The sequence below is a fragment of the Metapseudomonas boanensis genome, from assembly GCF_018704125.1.
GTDB classification, from domain to species: Bacteria; Pseudomonadota; Gammaproteobacteria; order Pseudomonadales; family Pseudomonadaceae; genus Metapseudomonas; species Metapseudomonas boanensis.
In genome coordinates, this window is the sequence record NZ_JAGTIS010000058.1 from 1 (window position 1) to 1,004 (window position 1,004).

General features: G+C 62.8%; 1 protein-coding gene. It reads left to right on the forward strand.

Annotation, left to right across the window (positions count from 1 at the left end; all coding sequences use genetic code 11):
- Positions 1-982: DUF1329 domain-containing protein (locus J7302_RS26275; RefSeq protein ID WP_215381777.1), on the forward strand; the 982-nt coding region annotated here is incomplete at its 5' end.
- Positions 983-1,004: the final 22 nt, after the last annotated feature.

A 1,004-nucleotide genomic window follows, 5' to 3' on the forward strand; every position in this document is an offset into this window, starting at 1 on the left:
CGTCTACGCCGCCGTGCGCTCCAACGCCCAGAACACCCAGCTCGTGGCAGGGGGCAATGGCCTGACCAACTTCCAGACCGCCTATCCCTTCCCCATCCCGCAGAATGGTCAGGAAGTCGTCTGGAACCACCTCACGCGCTACCGCGGCGGCAGCATGAAACGCACCAGCGTGCAGGCGACCCCGGAGAAAGGCGGTGCCTTCACGCCGGTGACATTCAAGATGGAGTTCACCTACCGCGACCAGCTGAAGGACTTCGATCCGGCCAATCCGGGCAATGTGCTGTTCTACTACAAGGAGGAAGTCGTCTCCCCCGCGCGCCTGGCCGGGAGCGTATTGCTGGTACACGAAACCCTCGACCAGGTGAAGGAACCGCGCCTGGCCTGGCTCTACAACGCAGGCCAACGCCGCGTGCGACGTGCCCCCCAGGTGGCCTACGACGGCCCCTATCCCGCTTCCGAGGGCCTGCGCGTCGGCGACAACTTCGACATGTACAACGGCGCGCAGGACCGCTACGACTGGAAGCTGGTCGGCAAGCGGGAACTGTACATCCCCTACAACAGCTTCAAGCTGGACTCGCCCAAGCTGAAATACGACGACATCGTCAAGGCCGGGCACCTCAACCCGGAGTTCAACCGTTACGAGCTGCACCGGGTCTGGGAAGTGAAGGCCACCCTGAAGCCCGGCGAGCGGCATGTCTATGCCAAGCGCGTGTTCTTTATCGACGAGGACTCCTGGCAGATCGTCCTGGCCGACCACTACGACGCACGCGGCACCCTCTGGCGGGTCGGCGAAGGCCATCTGCAGCCCTACTACAACGTCCAGGTGCCCTGGCTGGCTGTGGAAACCCTGTATGACCTGCTGAACGGTCGCTACATCGTTTCGGGCCTGAAGAACGAGGAAAGTCAGGGTGTCGAGTTCGGCGTCAAGACACTCGCCGCCGACTACACCCCTGCCGCCTTGCGCAACTCCGGGGTTCGTTGAAAAACCTCACTAGTTGAAGGCC